Origin of the sequence: Serratia sp. BIGb0234, assembly GCF_024809915.1 — a bacterium.
GTDB classification, from domain to species: domain Bacteria; phylum Pseudomonadota; class Gammaproteobacteria; order Enterobacterales; family Enterobacteriaceae; genus Serratia; species Serratia liquefaciens.
In genome coordinates this window covers 632,460-647,043 of record NZ_JANUEI010000002.1, presented here as the reverse complement: position 1 = coordinate 647,043, position 14,584 = coordinate 632,460, and the positions used below count along the sequence as shown (strand labels likewise).

Below are 14,584 nucleotides of genomic sequence, written 5' to 3'. Positions count from 1 at the left end.
AACACAGATTGCGTATTTCGCAACAAACTAAAAGGCATAACTGAGATGAAAAAATTCCTGGCGGATGACGCTAGAACCCCAGGCGGTCGCGCAACGCATAATAGGCCGCTCCCAGGGCGGTGAAAGGCACACGCAGCTGGCGGCCCCCAAAGAAGGGCAGGTGTGGCAAGCGAGCGAAGGCGTCAAAACGTTCGGCATCACCGCGCAGCACTTCGGCGATCAGCTTGCCGGCCAAATGAGTGCAGGTGACGCCGTGGCCGCTATCGCCCTGCATATAATAGACATTGTTTTCCAGGCGACCGAATTGCGGCATGCGCGAGAGCGTCAGCAGAAAGTTGCCACTCCAGCGGTAATCAATGCGCACCTGTTTCAGCTGCGGGAAGGTTTTCAGCATTTTGGGCAGGATCAGCGGATCGATATCGGCGGGATCGCGAGCGCCGTATACCACGCCGCCGCCATACAGCAGCCGGTTGTCGGCGGTCAGACGAAAGTAGTCCAGCAGGTAATTGCAGTCTTCGACGCAGAAATTATTGGGCAGCAGCGACAGCGCCATATCTTTGGATAACGGTTCGGTGGCGAGAATTTGCGAGCCGCAGGGCATGCTCAACCGGCTGAGCCGCGGTTCAAGCCGATCGCCAAGGTAGGCGTTGCCGGCAACGATCACAAAGTTGGCGCTGACCGAGCCTTGGGCGGTATGCACCTTTGCCGGTTCCGCGTAATCAATGCGCGTGGCGGCTGACTGTTCGAACAGCCGCCCACCGTGACGGCGCACCGCGTCGGCTTCGCCCAGCGCCAGATTGAGCGGGTGCAAATGGCCGCCGTTGCGGTCCAGCAGCCCGCTAATGTAACGATCGCTGGCGATCTCGCGGCGGATAGCCTGCCGATCCAGCCATTCCAATTGGTCATTGCCATAGCGCCGCCAGCGGGCCTGTTGCTGCTGCAGCGCGTGGCTTTGTTTAGAGTTCAAAGCGGCGAAGATACCGCCGGGCCGGTAGTCACAGGCGATGGCGTATTGATCGATGCGCTTGCGGATAATCTCTGCGCCTTCGAACATCATGCTGCCGAGCATGGCGGCGGTGTCAGCGCCATAACGCGCTTCAATGACGTCGATATCGCGGCTGTAAGAGTTGACTACCTGCCCGCCGTTGCGGCCGCTGGCACCCCAGCCGATGCGCGCAGCCTCCAATACCACCACGTCATAACCGGCCTCGACCAGATGCAACGCCGACGACAGGCCAGTGAAGCCGCCGCCAATAATGCAGACGTCGCAGCGGATATCCTCGTTCAGCGCCGGGTAGGGCGCGAACGTGTTGGCGGTGGCGGCATAATAACTGGCAACGTGTTCCGTCATGGGGCCTCCGCCGAACAAGGTCAGAAGGTAGTCGGGGTATGTGCGCTGACGATGCGGCAGACGCGCGCCGAGGTATTGCTGAAGCTGTGTGGAATGCCGGTGTTGATGGCATAGCTTTGGCCGGCGGTCAGGCAATGGGTCTGGCCGTTGATCGTCAGCATGATCTCGCCTTCCAGCAGGGTGCCGATCTCCTCGCCCTGGTGCTTTATTTTTTCGCCGGTGGTGGTGCCGGGCTGATAGGTTTCCAGCATCATCGCCAGATTGCGCGTTGGGTTGCCGTTATGCACCAGCTTCATCGACACCCCCTGGCTGCCTATCTCAATCAGATCCTCGGCTTCTATGACCACTTTGGGCTCATTGGCGGCTTCAGGTTCGGCAAAGAAGGCAGACAGCGACAGCCCATAAACTTTCAGCAGCTTTTGCAGTGTACTGATAGCCGGACTGACTTTGTCCTGTTCGATGGTGCTGATTGCGCTGTGGGTTAACCCGGACAGTTCGGCGACCCGGCGCTGCGACAAACCCAATTGCAGACGGATCTGTGACAGGCGCTTACCCGGCGCCAAGCTGACTTCGCTCATAGCGGTACTTCCTTCTGGTAGGGACGACAGGCAGAAATGAATATGGGTATCAGGTGCCTGCCTGAGTGATATCGGCACAGCATGATATCGGTAGTTGTGTCGGAATTGGAAAATATATTGCCCATGACCCCCCCCGTTCTGGCGGACGAAATTCTGCACGTAAAAAGAGTGTTAACGCCTTTTCGGTCAATATTTTATCAATTTAGCAGCCGGTGGCGAATAATCAAACAGGATTGTAACATTTGCAAACTATTTGTGTTAAGGCTATGTTTCATATTATGGATGTTATTTTGAGCGCCCGCTGTGGCGCAGTCTACAGAGAAATCAGACCATGTGTTGAACCTATCGGCAGGCGGACGCAGCAGCGTTCTCAAAGCATAATGGCGGGTGATGTATGCAAACCAATATCGCAGCAGTTGAAAATTTTGCACAGCATAATGAAGAGAGGCGAAGTAGCGCGTTCCAACGTGAAGTTGCTCACTATTTGGAACGCCATCCCTCAACGCAGTATATCGACATCCTTCTCACTGACCTGAATGGTTCCTTCCGCGGTAAACGTATTCCCGTCTCCGGACTGAAAAAATTGGAAAAAGGCTGCTACTTCCCCGCCTCGGTATTCGCTATGGATATTTTGGGCAACGTGGTGGAAGAGGCGGGCCTGGGTCAGGAACTGGGCGAACCGGACCGCGTGTGTATGCCGGTGGCAGGAACGCTGACGCCGTCAGCGGCGGATCCGGACAATATCGGTCAGGTGTTGCTGACCATGCTGGATGAAGATGGTACTCCCTTTGACGTTGAACCCCGTAATGTCCTGAATCGAGTTTGGCAGGCATTGCGCCAGCGCGGCATGTTCCCGGTGGTAGCGGTAGAGTTGGAGTTCTATCTCATTGATCGACAGCGAGACTCTGAGGGGTATTTGCAACCGCCCTGTGCGCCCGGCACCCAGGAGCGCAATATGCAGAGCCAGGTTTACTCGCTGGACAATCTGAATCATTTTGCCGAAGTACTCAACGACATCGACACCCTGGCGCAGATGCAGGGCTTACCGGCGGACGGTGCGGTGGCGGAAGCGTCACCCGGCCAGTTCGAGGTAAATCTGCAGCATACCGATAACGTGCTGCTGGCCTGCGATCACGCGCTGTCGTTGAAACGCCTGGTAAGGCTGGTGGCGGAAAATCATCATCTGCACGCCACCTTTATGGCAAAGCCCTATGAGGAATACGCCGGTAGCGGCATGCATGTGCATATCAGCATGCTGGACGGCAACGGCAATAATCTGTTCGTGCAACCCGATGGCGAAGACTCGGCGCTGTTGCACCGTGCGCTGGCGGGGATGATCACCCTGATGCCGGCCTCGATGGCGCTGCTGGCTCCCAATGTGAATGCCTTTCGCCGCTTCCAGCCGGGCATGTATGTACCCACTCAGGCGTCCTGGGGGCACAATAATCGTACCGTGGCGCTGCGCATTCCCTGCGGCGAGCCGGAGAATCATCGCGTGGAATACCGCGTAGCGGGGGCAGATGCCAACCCTTATCTGGTGGTGGCGGCGATCCTGTCAGGCATACTTTACGGGCTGGACAATGAATTGCCATTGCCTGAGCCGGTAACCGGTAATGGTCTTGAACAAGAAGGTGTGCCGTTCCCCATTCGCCAAAGCGACGCGCTGTACGAGTTTGAGCATCAGCAAGCCTTGACGCAGTATCTGGGCGAACGTTTTGCCCACGTTTACCACGCTTGCAAGATGGATGAACTGATGCAATTTGAGCGTCTGGTGACTGAAACCGAGATTGATTGGATGTTGAAAAATGCCTGAAGGGGCGTAAAATGTGTGGCATTAACTTGATGTGCGATAGAACGATAGCGGATTAATTCACCTGTAAGGGTTGTTTTCCGAACGATCGCGAAAAGAATTTGTTTAAGAAGCCTTCCTGATCTTGTCATCAGGAGGGTTTTTGGTGCAAAATATCCCTAATGCAGATAGCCGACGTTTTAACGCGTCGGTTATTTTTTTTGCATTTATGTTCTACAAACTGTGCGTTTCATACACCAAGCGAGGCCGGACACCGATCCGGATAGATAAATAGTTTCGTGCGCGATCAAACAAAACTTTATGGTCGTGACTCATGAGGATAAGAAAGATGGGGCAATTTTTCACTTTAGCACCGGTGCCCGCCGGTTTCCGCTGCGGTCGCAGCGATTATGGAGCAGCCAAGGCAGCCTTGACTCGTTATCCAGCTTCCAATCCCCTTCTTTTTGAATTCAGTCGCAAGTTGCGAAGTTTCCCCGCAACCTTAAGTCTTGGCGTGTCTATATTCCGCAAGGCAGAAGGTAAGGGGGGGCTGCGCAATGTCCGATAACATCATCAGCGCCGCACCGGCTCAACGCGCACAGCTGCGTAAAACCCTGACTTTAGTTCCGGTAGTGATGATGGGCCTGGCTTACCTGCAGCCAATGACCATCTTCGATACCTTTGGCATCGTCTCCGGCCTGACCGATGGTCACGTCGCGACGGCGTACGCCTTTGCTCTGCTGGCGGTTCTGTTTACCGCATTGAGCTACGGCAAACTGGTACGGAAATTCCCGTCCGCCGGTTCTGCTTATACCTATGCCCAGAAGGCCATCAGCCCACACGTCGGCTTTATGGTGGGCTGGTCATCACTGTTGGACTACCTGTTCATGCCGATGATCAACATTCTGTTGGCAAAAATTTACCTGGAAGCCATCTTCCCGGGCGTGCCTTCGTGGATCTTCGTGGCAGCGCTGGTCGGGCTGATGACGATTTTCAATCTGCGCGGCATTAAGCTGGTAGCAAACCTGAACTCCATTATCGTGGTGGTGCAGGTGGCGATCATGATCGTGTTCCTGTTCCTGGTAGTGAATGGCATTTCGCATGGCGAAGGTGCAGGCACGCTGATCAGCAGCCGCCCGTTCTGGTCTGAGAATGCGCACGTGGTGCCGATGATTACCGGCGCGACCATTTTGTGCTTCTCGTTCCTCGGTTTTGACGGTATCAGTTCGCTGTCTGAGGAAACCAAAGATGCAGAGAATGTGATCCCGAAAGCTATCTTCCTGACGGCATTGATCGGCGGCATCATCTTTATCGTGGTGTCTTACTTCGTGCAGCTGTACTTCCCGGACATCTCGCGCTTCAAAGATCCTGATGCGTCCCAGCCGGAAATCATGCTGTACGTGGCCGGTAAGTTCTTCCAGTCGGTGATCCTGGTGTTCTCCTGCGTAACCGTGCTGGCTTCAGGCATGGCGTCGCACGCCGGTGTTTCACGCCTGATGTACGTGATGGGTCGTGACGGCGTATTCCCGGAGCGTTTCTTCGGTTATGTGCATCCGAAATGGCGTACTCCAGCGCTGAACGTGCTGTTGGTCGGCGTGATTGCACTGTCTGCGGTGTCGTTTGACCTGGTGACTGCGACGGCGTTGATTAACTTCGGTGCGCTGGTGGCGTTCACCTTCGTGAACCTGTCGGTTATCTCGCAGTTCTATATCCGCGACAAGTTGAACCGTACCGTTAAAGATACCTTCAACTACCTGATCCTGCCGGTATTGGGGGCGCTAACTGTTGGCGCACTGTGGATCAATCTGGAAGCCAGCTCAATGACGTTGGGTCTGGTATGGGCGGCGATTGGTCTGATTTATCTGGCCTTCGTGACGCGCAGCTTCCGTCTGCCGGTACCGCAGGCTAGCGAAGACGTGGCTTAAGCCGTTATCGCTAAGCATTAAAAAGGGCGCCTTGGCGCCCTTTATTGTTTTTGTTACCCCACCAACTCTTTGCCGTATTCAAACAGCGCTTTCAACAGCGCGGTTTTTTCTTTATCGCCTTCATGCAGGTTATACAACGACTCCAGTTGCAGCACGTAGCTCTGCACTCGCTCGGCGCTTAATACTTCCTGGCGGTGCTGTAACCAGCGGCGTTGCTCGGCGTCGTCCAGCGTATTGGGGTAGTTGCGGGCACGAAAACGGAACAACAGCTCCTTCATGCGCCCATCGCTGAAAGTCAGATCCAGTGCCGGCAGGTTCTGCGGCTTGGTTTGCTGGATGATTTTCATCGCAGCCTTGTCGGCATCGCTGAAGAAACCGTCATACAGCCGGGCGTCGACGTCGTCAGAGCCTTTGAAAGGTTCGGCTTCGGCGAACAACGCCACCACTTTTTCGCGCACCTCCGGATGCTGGCGCAGCAACTGCAAGTTTTGCAGGCAGGCCTGACGGTCGATCCCCAGTCGCTCGGCGTTTTCCGGCAACAAGGTCTTGGCCGGCGCCAGTACCGGGCACTTGTTGATATGCACCAGTTTGATCGGTACCGGCGATTGTCCGGGTGCCAGATCTTCCCGGCGGGTATACAGCCGTTCGCGCAGTTCATCGGCGCTCAACGTCAGTAATGGCGTCATGTCACCGGCTAAATCGCACATGATGACGGCGTTTTTGTTGTCCGGGTGCCAGGCCAGCGGCGATACCCAACTGGTGTTGCCGCGCGCGGCGCCGAACATGCCGGAAACGTGCACCAATGGCGTCATCTCAGCGATGTCGATCAGGGCGTTCAGCTTATGCTTATTGCGGTGTTGCAGCAGGAAATCAAACAGTCGTGGTTGTGCCTGCTTGACCAGTTTGGCCATGGCAATAGTGGCGTAAACGTCCGACATGGCGTCATGGGCATGCTCATGCTCGACGCCGTTGGCACGAGTCAGGTGTTCCAGCCGGAAACTGGGGAAGCCCTCTTCGTTTTCTGGCCACACGATGCCGTCCGGGCGCAGCGCATAGCAGGCGCGCATGACATCGAGCAGATCCCAACGCGAATTACCGTTCTGCCAGCTGTAGGCGTAGGGATCATAGAAGCTGCGGTAGAAAATATTACGGCTGACTTCGTCATCGAAGCGGATGTTGTTGTAACCGAGAATGCAGGTGCCAGGCACGCTGAACGCCTGATGGATCTGGCGTGCAAATTCGGCCTCGTTGACGCCTTTGGCCAGCGCCAGTTGCGGCGTGATACCGGTGATCATCACCGCTTCAGGATCGGGCAAGTAGTCATCGGCCGGGGTGCAGTAGATGACCAACGGCTCTTCGATAATGTTGAAATCCATATCGGTACGCACACCGGCAAACTGCGCCGGGCGGTCCAGGGAGGGACTTTTGCCGAAGGTCTCATAATCGTGAATATAAAATGTGGCCGGTGCCTTGCTGCTCAAATTCGCATCTCTCAGGTGGCGTAGGAAATATTGCTCTATTGTAACGGCGAGATGTGCGATGCCAAGCAGTCGTTAGCGTTAATCGCCGAAATGCGCGGGATTACGCATTGCGATAGTAGTTCAGGCGCAGACGAAAGTAGGGGCGTAAATAATCGGGCACTTGTTCTTCGGCACTGGCACCGTTGTTGTTGGTGCTGATGCCATAACGTTCGTTATAAATAACGCTGAGAGCGAGTAAATCGGCTTCAATCTTTTCACGTTCTGCTTGCGGTAAGCTATCCAGCTTTCGCCCCATATGATTCTCCCTGTGATTGTAAGGGCATCATAGGATCGTTAACCTGACTTGTCCCTACCCCATTCAGGGGGGAGGCTCATGAAGTGTGTGAGCGTGCCTGCAGGGGCTGGCCTGATGCCGCAGTCCCCTGATAATGCTGAGAGTATTTGGCCGTATATTCCTGCTGATTTTGCATTTGTGCGCGATCAAAGGCTTTATGGGCTGATAACACACCACCAATCACCGCCAGCCAGAAAAGGCTGCACAGGACCAGGACGCCCAACCAGACTTTTTGGTTATAGCTCATAAAAAAACTCCGGATGATAAAAGGGAATAACATTTACCAGAGAATTAAATCAGAGTTTATATCAATGCTTTGTCAACGGCGGTGTTTATTATGGTTGTTTTCTTATTAATGTGTTACCAAATGCCGCAGCCATGTTTCAAAACATTCCTTAAGATAATATTAAGAAAAGATAAGTTTGTGCCACTGAGTTTTATTTAATATCCGTTTAATTATCCCCACATACAATCAGCAGCATTCAATACCAATGTGGGTGCACATTATGAAAACTCTGCTGTTAACCGGCGCTACCGGCTTTCTCGGTGGTGCAGTGCTTGAGAAATTACTGAAAGAAAATCAGGCGATTAACTATCTTCTGTTAGTGCGGGCTGATAATGCACAGCAGGGGCTAGACCGTATTCGGATGAATATGGAGAAGTTTAATATTGAAGCCGAACTATTTTCTAAAATCACGATAGAAAATATATTGTTGGGGGATCTGAGTGAGCCAGCTGACTTTTTAGCAGACACAAGGATTAACAATGTAACGCACGTTATTAATTGTGCCGCCGTAGCCTCTTTCGGTAATAACCCCCTTATTTGGAAGGTTAACGTAGAAGGCACTTTGGCATTCGCCAAAAGAATGGCGCAGGTGTCTGGATTAAAACGTTTCCTGCATGTGGGGACGGCAATGTCCTGCGCGCCGGAACCCGGTTCACTGGTAGCGGAAAGCGGTGAATTTGAAGAAACGGCCGAGCATTTGGTGGAATATACCCGTTCCAAATCCACCATTGAGCAGCTCATGCGTCAACATTGCCCGCAGCTACCGCTGGTGATTGCGCGTCCTTCGATCGTGGTAGGGCATACTCGCCTGGGCTGTCAGCCTTCCAGCAGTATTTTCTGGGTGTTCAGCATGGCGCTGATGCTGCGTAAGTTTATGTGCTCGCTGCAGGACAATATCGATGTGATCCCGGTTGATTACTGTGCTGATGCGATGGTGATGCTGTTGAACAGCGAAACGCTGGATAACGACGTTTATCATATCTCCGCCGGTGAAGAGAGCAGCGTTAGCTTCGCGGACATTGATCGCGCCATTGCCGCTGCGCTGGAGAAGCCTCCGCTCGGCGATCACTATGCGCAGGTCAGTTATGAAGCCCTGTTGAAAATGCGCAAGCAGCTCAAAGATATTTTCGGGCCATGTAATGAACGCCTGATGCTGAAAGCGATGCGCCTGTATGGATCTTTTGCCATGCTCAACGTGCGGTTCAGCAATGACAAAATCCTTAAGCTGGGCATGCCGAAACCGCCGCGTTTTACCGACTACATCGCCTGTTGCGTGCAGTCGACCCGGGGCCTGTCCATTCAGCAGCAGATGGTGGTGGATTTCAAATAACAGCACGGCGCCGGTTAGCGGCGCCTGCTGCATCCTCGCATTACCAGGACGAAGACGACCAGAAAACGCGCCCCAGCACCACCAGTTGGTCTTTGCGCTGCGGGTAGCTCAGGTGTTCGTCCTGGTATTCTTCTCGGTTCAACGAACGAATGGTGACGCCACCGTCGGGCTGTTCGATCAGCACTTTTACCCGCAGCAGGTTACCGTGGCGAATCGCGTAGGTTTTCCCTTCGCGGATGCGAGTATCATCGGTATTGATCCCCACTACGTCGCCGTCTTGCAGTCGGGGCTCCATGCTGGATCCGGAGATGCGGATGATCCGCGCGGCATTCACCGCCACCCCCATCTTGTGCAGGTAGTAGCGGCGGAAAATCAGCGAAAACTCTTCACGATCGACGATTTCATAACAGCCATCGCCGGCAGAAAAATTGATATCCAGCAGGGGAATTTCCACAAACTCTTCCTTGTCCTGTTCGGTATCTTCCCACACCACCGGCTTGAGGCGGGCAGGTTGAAAATCCGACTCTGCCGCCACGTTATCGAACGGGCGCACCAATTCTTTTTCATGGAACACGTCGAACCAGCCCTTGGGCAGGTTCAGCTTGGCCTCGATCCGCCTGGCGAGATTATCGCCCAGGTTGCGGGAGGACTTTTCACCGCTGATTTGGCTCAACGTGGGCGAAGAGGACTCAACCAGCACCGCAAAATCATTCTGGTTGATACCCTGCCGGGCGTAGCTGGCCATCAGCTCGCGCAAATTATTGCGTCTTATTTCTTTGGTTTCCATGGCCGGATGATCGCATTCTTTAGCAAAAAGGTAAATATCGTTTTTGCTAAATTTAGCTTGCTTTAAATTTAGCAATTAGCTAAATATTGACGAGTGGACAAGGTCCATGAAGGAATTGTAGGGCGCTGCAAGTTGCGCCAGTATGAATCGGGGCGAATACTCTTGCCCTTTACAGTGGTTGGATCACACGTGTTTAACCCACAAGGAATCTACGATGTTCAGTATGGATTACAACAGCTACCGTTCGGTAGCCAGCTTCGGCCACCGAGTGCGCTTTTTGGTGCTGCACTATACCGCGCAGAATTTTGCCGACTCGGTGCAGTCATTGACCGGCAAGTCGGTCAGCGCCCATTATCTGGTGCCGGATCCCGAAGATCCAACCTATAAGGCGGCAGGCTTTAGCGGCGTAAGGATTTTCAATCTGGTCGATGAAGTCGAGCGGGCCTGGCACGCCGGCACCAGCCAGTGGGGCAATCGTTCGAATCTCAACGATACCGCGATTGGCATTGAGATCGTCAATCTGGCGAGCGGAGATGGCGAGGACATCACTTTCCCACCTTTTAACCCGCAGCAGATCGCGGCGGTAACTCAATTGACGCAAAATATTTTGCAGCGCTATCCGGATATCACGCCGGTTAACGTAGTGGCACATTCCGATATTGCTCCCGGCCGCAAAAGCGATCCCGGCCCGCAATTTCCTTGGCATCAGCTGTACAAGGCTGGTGTCGGTGCCTGGTATGACGACGCGGTGAAGCAGCGTTATCAGCATGAGTATCAATGCCAGGGTGTACCCGCACAGCAAGATTTACTGGCGCTATTTGCCAGGTACGGGTACGACACCTCGGCGGCGACCAATGCAGAGGGTTACCGCCAGCTGGTTCGCGCCTTCCAACTGCATTTCCGTCAACGGCAGTATGACGGTGTGATGGATGCCGAAACCGCCGCCATTTTACGCGCGCTGGTGGATAAATATGCCGCTTAAGGCTTGAGCGCGGATGAGGGACGCCTTATCCGCCTTTTCTCCCAACCCTTTCCTCCGCTAAACTGATGCTCTTTCTCGCCACTGATAACGGGATGCATCGTGCGCCTCGACAGAAAAATATCCTCGTTCGAACGTCTGACCTATCGCCATTACCGCATTGTGCACGGCGTGCGCATTGGGCTGGCGTTTATCCTGACCTTTATGCTGATCCGCCTGCTCGAAGTGCCGGAAGGCACCTGGCCACTGATTACGCTGGTGGTGGTGATGGGGCCGATCTCGTTCTGGGGCAATGTGCTGCAACGGGCGTTGCAGCGTATCGCAGGTACGGTTTTTGGCGCCGCCTCGGGGCTGATTGCCCTGTATCTCGAGCTTTACTCATTGCCGCTGATGCTGATGTGGTGCGGGGTGGTGATGTTTTTCTGTGGCTATCTGACGCTCGGTAAGCGGCCCTACATGGCGCTGCTGGTGGGGATCACGCTGGCGGTGGTTTGCGGTGCGGGGGCAGGTGATATGCATACCGCACTGTGGCGCAGCGGTGACGTAATTTTTGGTTCGCTGTTGGCGTTGCTGTTCACCAGCATTTATCCGCAACGTGCTTATATTTTGTGGCGTATGGAGATGGCGGATTGCCTGGAAAACGTCAGCAAGATCTACGGCGCTTACCTGTCACCAAATATGATAGAACGGCCGCGGCTGGAGCCACAGCTGAAAGACCTGCTCAATAAGGTCGTTAAATTACGCGGCCTGATTGTCCCCAGCAGCAAAGAGACCCACATCCCCAAAGCGGTTTTCGAGGCGGTGCAGACGCTGAGCCGCAACCTGGTTTGTACGCTGGAATTGCTGGCCGACGCTTATTGGGCCTCGCGCGAAACCCACTTTATTATGCTGAATGCCAAAACGCTGCGCAGTGCGCAACTGCTAACGCTGAATTCGTTGCAGTCGCTGGCAGTAACGATGCGTGACGGCCCGCAGACACAGTTGTCGGCAGAAGCGGGGCAACTGAGCGAAATTGCCGCCGAATTGAAAACCCTGATGCAGGAGGCCAGCTTCAGTCAGCACGGCGAAGCGCCAATTTATGGCTACGTATGGTTGAGCATGGAACTGACGCAACAGTTGGAAGAACTGGGCGATCTGCTCAAGGTGTGTACCGCCAGCGGGCGTGAATAGGGGGTCAGATCATGAAGCGGGCGCTTCGGGTTTTTGTCATGACGCCAAAGTGAGTAAGATAGGGCGATGAGTGTTGTGCCTGACCGCCACAAACCTGTATCTTGGTACCATTGTGGCCGTAAGCAAATGAATCTGTGTATTACTAAAGCAAGGGTATGAAGATGGATAATGCAAATAAGCCGAGTTTCCAGGACGTTCTGGAGTTTGTGCGTATGTTCCGACGTAAAAATAAGCTGCAGCGTGAAATTGTCGACAACGAGAAGAAAGTTCGTGATAACCAAAAACGCGTGCTGCTGCTCGATAACCTGAGCGAGTACATCAAGCCGGGCATGAGCATTGAAGACGTTCAGGGCATCATTGCCAATATGCGCAGCGACTATGAAGATCGCGTTGATGATTACATCATCAAAAATGCCGATTTGTCCAAAGAACGCCGCGAACTGTCCAAAAAGCTGAAGGCTATGGGCGAAGTGAAGTAACCGTTTTTATCGGGTCAGGCATTCGCCTGGCCCTTTTATTGTTTTCCCTGTATCCCCAGTCCAGCACCCTTTAGTGGCCTGCGCCGTACACGTCAAAATCAAAGTATTTATCGTTCACCTTCTTGTAGGTGCCGTTGGCGATGATCGCCTGCAGCGCAGCATTGAACGCGTTACGCAGGGCGATATCCTCTTTACGCAGCCCAATGCCGTCACCGATACCGAAATATTTGCTGTCACTGAGTTCGGCACCGATAAAGGCAAAGTCTTTTCCTGCTGGGGTGTGGAAAAACTCGCTGGCACTGACGCTGGCCAGCAACGAAGCATCTAAGCGGCCGTTGATCAAATCCTCATTGGCTTCCTGCTGGCTCTGGTAGGACACCACGTTAACGCCGGCCGGCCGCCACAGGGCGTTGGCATAGGTTTCCTGACTGGATCCCTGCTGCACGCCAATGGATTTGCCTTTCAGCGACGCCGCCGTGGGTTGCAGGTTGCTGCCTTTACGGGCCACTAATCGTGCAGGCGCATTAGACACCTTGTCCGAGAAGGCGATCTGCGCCTGGCGCTGCGGCGTAATGGTCATCGACGAGGCAATCGCATCAAATTTTTTCGCCAGCAACCCCGGGATCATTCCATCCCAACTGCTCTCAACCCAAACGCATTTGGCCTGCATTTGATCGCACATTGCCTGTGCAATATCGACCCCAAATCCTGTCAACGCCCCCTGTGGCGTTTTAAATTCCAGCGGTGGATAGGTCGGATCCACGCCGAGTTTAATTACTTTTCCGCTGAATTCTCCAGCAGAAACGGCGAAACTGAACGCCAGCGGCAGCAGGAGAACCAGGCTAATCTTTGTTTTCATTTTATGTTCCTCGGCGTAATGGTGTGCAAAAGGGATCAAGCCAAAAAGCGCTCAACCAGCTTGACCCAGTAAGTGGCGCCAATCGGCAGGCACTCGTCGTTAAAATCGTAACCGGCGTTATGTAGCGAATTGCCGGGCGTACTATCCCCATTGCCGATCGAGATATAGCTGCCGGGGCATTTTTCCAACATAAATGCGAAGTCTTCGCTAGCGGTAAAGGGGCGCAGAGACGGGATCAACTGCTGTTCACCCGCCCAGTCCAATGCGACTGTGCGTGCCAGCTCAGTTTCCGCCACGTGATTTACCAAAACCGGATAACCCTGTTGGTAATCAATGTCCGCCCGAGCACCAAAACTGGCGGCTTGCGCTTCTACCAGCGCCGTAATGCGGTTTTCCAGCCGTTGGCGAACGCCCGCATCCAGTGCGCGTACGCTTAGCGTCATGGTTGCTGTGGCAGGGATCACGTTGGCGGCACGGCCTGCCTGGATCGCGCCAACCGTCACGATTGCCGTTTCCTGCGGATCGATATTTCTGGAGACGATGGTTTGCAGACTCATCACAATAGCGGCGCAAACCACCACCGGATCGACCGTGTGCTGCGGCACCGCGCCATGGCCGCCATGACCGTGCAGGGTAATATTGACCGTATCGGCCGAACACATGAAAGCGCCGCTGGCAAAGCCCAACTGGCCGACTGGAAAGCCGGGTACGTTGTGCATGGCGAACACCGCATCACAGGGAAACCGTTCGAACAAGCCGTCTTCAATCATCACTCTGGCGCCGCCGCCGCCTTCTTCCGCCGGCTGAAAAATCAGATGCAGAGTCCCGGTAAAATCAGAGTGTTGCGCCAGATAACGCGCCGCTGCCAGCAGCATAGTGGTGTGGCCATCATGACCGCAGGCATGCATCACGCCGCGGTGGGTGCTGGTGTAGCTTAATCCGCTGGTTTCTTCAATCGGCAATGCATCCATATCGGCGCGCAAGCCCAGTGATTTTCCCGAGCCTCGCCGCAAGGTGGCGACAACGCCTGTTTGCCCCAATTCCCGTGTAACCTGGTAGCCCCAGTTGGACAGCAGTTTTGCGACCAACTCGCCGGTGGCAAACTCGTTGAACCCCAATTCGGGGTGAGCATGAATATGGCGGCGGATAGCGACCATTTCATGCTTAACTGCCGCTATTTCAGGTAAGACAAGCGGATTGTTCATCGCGGTATCCTGATTGAATATTCGATTTCCG

The 14,584-nt window shown here is 54.2% G+C and carries 14 protein-coding genes; 6 read left to right on the top strand and 8 right to left on the bottom strand.

What is annotated here, in order from left to right:
• Positions 1-70 precede the first annotated feature (70 nt).
• Together M2407_RS10075 and puuR are read right to left on the bottom strand one after the other, a co-directional pair.
• Positions 71-1,351, bottom strand: a complete 1,281-nt coding sequence (locus tag M2407_RS10075) for an FAD-binding oxidoreductase (RefSeq protein WP_142814838.1) — start codon at positions 1,349-1,351, stop codon at positions 71-73.
• Between the two features lie 20 nt (positions 1,352-1,371).
• Positions 1,372-1,929, bottom strand: a complete 558-nt coding sequence (gene puuR / locus M2407_RS10070) for an HTH-type transcriptional regulator PuuR (protein ID WP_012145933.1) — start codon at positions 1,927-1,929, stop codon at positions 1,372-1,374.
• A gap of 394 nt (positions 1,930-2,323) precedes the next feature.
• Here puuR and M2407_RS10065 point away from each other — a divergent pair, with 394 nt between their 5' ends.
• Positions 2,324-3,742, top strand: a complete 1,419-nt coding sequence (locus M2407_RS10065) for a glutamine synthetase family protein (protein WP_020827746.1) — start codon at positions 2,324-2,326, stop codon at positions 3,740-3,742.
• 533 nt (positions 3,743-4,275) lie between these two features.
• Complete coding sequence (locus M2407_RS10060; RefSeq protein ID WP_020827745.1) at positions 4,276-5,643, top strand: APC family permease; 1,368 nt, start codon at positions 4,276-4,278, stop codon at positions 5,641-5,643.
• Positions 5,644-5,696: 53 nt separating this feature from the next.
• Here M2407_RS10060 and sbcB read toward each other — a convergent pair whose 3' ends face one another.
• The 3 genes from sbcB to M2407_RS10045 form a co-directional block, all read right to left on the bottom strand.
• Positions 5,697-7,124, bottom strand: coding sequence for an exodeoxyribonuclease I (sbcB, locus tag M2407_RS10055; protein WP_122079863.1), 1,428 nt, complete (start codon positions 7,122-7,124; stop codon positions 5,697-5,699).
• A gap of 100 nt (positions 7,125-7,224) precedes the next feature.
• Entirely contained in the window at positions 7,225-7,419 is a 195-nt protein-coding gene (locus M2407_RS10050; protein WP_046373098.1) for a DNA polymerase III subunit theta, read from the bottom strand.
• Between the two features lie 76 nt (positions 7,420-7,495).
• Positions 7,496-7,705 (bottom strand): hypothetical protein, encoded by a 210-nt coding sequence (locus tag M2407_RS10045; RefSeq protein ID WP_122079862.1) that lies wholly within the window; start codon positions 7,703-7,705, stop codon positions 7,496-7,498.
• Between the two features lie 259 nt (positions 7,706-7,964).
• Here M2407_RS10045 and M2407_RS10040 point away from each other — a divergent pair, with 259 nt between their 5' ends.
• A complete protein-coding gene (locus M2407_RS10040) occupies positions 7,965-9,074 on the top strand; it encodes an SDR family oxidoreductase (protein ID WP_046375008.1) in 1,110 nt (369 codons plus the stop codon).
• Positions 9,075-9,114: 40 nt separating this feature from the next.
• On the opposite strand, the gene M2407_RS10035 is transcribed toward M2407_RS10040, so the two are convergent.
• On the bottom strand, positions 9,115-9,861 hold the full coding sequence (locus tag M2407_RS10035; protein WP_020827740.1) for a helix-turn-helix transcriptional regulator: 747 nt from the start codon (positions 9,859-9,861) through the stop codon (positions 9,115-9,117).
• 214 nt (positions 9,862-10,075) lie between these two features.
• Here M2407_RS10035 and M2407_RS10030 point away from each other — a divergent pair, with 214 nt between their 5' ends.
• The 3 genes from M2407_RS10030 (at position 10,076) to tmaR (ending at position 12,489) form a co-directional block, all read left to right on the top strand.
• Positions 10,076-10,843 carry an N-acetylmuramoyl-L-alanine amidase gene (locus tag M2407_RS10030; protein ID WP_259217869.1) on the top strand — a complete coding sequence of 256 codons (768 nt, stop codon included), beginning with the start codon at positions 10,076-10,078 and terminating at the stop codon, positions 10,841-10,843.
• Positions 10,844-10,942: 99 nt separating this feature from the next.
• On the top strand, positions 10,943-12,010 hold the full coding sequence (locus tag M2407_RS10025; RefSeq protein WP_259217867.1) for an FUSC family protein: 1,068 nt from the start codon (positions 10,943-10,945) through the stop codon (positions 12,008-12,010).
• Between the two features lie 161 nt (positions 12,011-12,171).
• On the top strand, positions 12,172-12,489 hold the full coding sequence (gene tmaR, locus M2407_RS10020; RefSeq protein WP_020827737.1) for a PTS system regulator TmaR: 318 nt from the start codon (positions 12,172-12,174) through the stop codon (positions 12,487-12,489).
• Between the two features lie 70 nt (positions 12,490-12,559).
• Here the strand turns inward: tmaR and M2407_RS10015 are convergent, their stop codons facing one another.
• Positions 12,560-13,348, bottom strand: coding sequence for an ABC transporter substrate-binding protein (locus tag M2407_RS10015; RefSeq protein ID WP_130016492.1), 789 nt, complete (start codon positions 13,346-13,348; stop codon positions 12,560-12,562).
• A gap of 35 nt (positions 13,349-13,383) precedes the next feature.
• Positions 13,384-14,553, bottom strand: a complete 1,170-nt coding sequence (locus M2407_RS10010) for a M20 aminoacylase family protein (protein WP_115058456.1) — start codon at positions 14,551-14,553, stop codon at positions 13,384-13,386.
• Positions 14,554-14,584: the final 31 nt, after the last annotated feature.